Annotated in this window: 3 protein-coding genes; all 3 read right to left on the bottom strand. The window is 66.6% G+C overall.

Features of this window, described 5'->3' with window-relative positions:
- Positions 1-140: 140 nt before the first annotated feature.
- Positions 141-437 carry a WXG100 family type VII secretion target gene (locus DFR74_RS35245; protein ID WP_232331958.1) on the bottom strand — a complete coding sequence of 99 codons (297 nt, stop codon included), beginning with the start codon at positions 435-437 and terminating at the stop codon, positions 141-143.
- On the bottom strand, positions 434-754 hold the full coding sequence (locus tag DFR74_RS35240; protein ID WP_067514769.1) for a WXG100 family type VII secretion target: 321 nt from the start codon (positions 752-754) through the stop codon (positions 434-436). The genes DFR74_RS35245 and DFR74_RS35240 overlap by 4 nt, the downstream gene beginning before the upstream one ends.
- A gap of 118 nt (positions 755-872) precedes the next feature.
- Positions 873-1,232, bottom strand: a 360-nt coding sequence (locus DFR74_RS35235) for a phosphotransferase (RefSeq protein ID WP_147266056.1), incomplete at its 5' end; no start/stop codon positions are given.

Genomic DNA, 1,232 nt, shown 5'->3' with positions numbered 1-1,232 from the left:
CCGGTCGGTGCCCGCGCTGCCGCCGCACTCCCGCAACCGCGTGAACAACGTGTTCATGTCGTTCCACGAGTACTGCCACGCGGTCTTGATCGACGTTGCGGCCGTGCGCAATTCGGCGGGTGTGACCACCACCGGAGCCATCAGGGCCACATCTTCTGGTTGATGTCGATCGCGTTCGAATAGTTCGCGCGCGCGATCCGGGCGACCTCGCGCAGCTCGGCCAGGTTCTCGCGCATCTCGTCCACGCCCGCGCTCCACGTCTCGTGGGCCTCGCGCTGCGCGGTAGCGGCCTGGCTCGACCAGCTCAGCTGAAGCTCGGCGATCTGACGGTCGATCTCAGCCAGCCAGTCCGCGACCTTCTGCCCGAACTTGTCCATCGTGTCGATCGCCGCGTCGAGCTGCTCGAGATCCACACGGAACTTGTCGTCGTAGGTCACGGCAGATCCAACCCCGGTAAACCATCGATCCGCGACCGGGTGGCCTCGTCCTGCAACTCGTACTGGATCGCCGCCTCCGCCAGGCTGGCCGAGGACCGCTCCAACGCCGCAACGACAGTGTTCGCGCCGTCCTTCCACTCGACCCACGACTCGTCATACGCGCTGGCCGCCCTACCCTGCCAGCCATCCGCCAGGAGTTCACGCCCGATCGTCGCATCCAGCCGAGCCACCTCATCACGCATCTCCCGCGCACGATCGGCCACGAACCGAGACACCTCACGAAGCCGCACAACATCGACATCCAACTCATCCGACACCGGCCAACCCCCTCTGCCACACCCGCCTGCTACAGCATCACAGGCGATCGTAACCAACCGCACCGACCGGACCCGGGCCCCACGGCCCGGCACACGGCGAAGACCCGGGGATCGAGCCTTAGTGAGCTACCCAGCGGGTAGCGGTGTTGTGCTGGAGGCAGGCGATTCGGCGATCCAGCTCACCGCGGGCGGCGGGATCTCCCAGGTGCGCGCGTCGGATATATCCGGTGAGGGTGTGCAGGTCACGCATGCGAACCAGGGCCTCGAAGAGCGGCTGGTTCCTGGGGTCGGTGCCGTAGGCGCGCAGGAACTCCTCGATCGCGCTGTCGGAGGTGCCGAAGCGGGCGCTTTGGATGGTGTTGGCGAGGTCGAGTTCGCGGGGTGCGAAGCTGATCTCGTCCCAGTCGCCGAGACGGACGATGTCGTTGTCCCAGAGGGTGTTTCCCCGGTAGGCGTCGCCGTGGACCAGTCCTTGCCC

It is taken from the genome of Nocardia puris (genome assembly GCF_003315035.1).
GTDB lineage: Bacteria > Actinomycetota > Actinomycetes > Mycobacteriales > Mycobacteriaceae > Nocardia > Nocardia puris.
The sequence above is the reverse complement of the archived record's forward strand: the minus strand, read 5'-3'. Positions and strand labels throughout refer to the sequence as shown.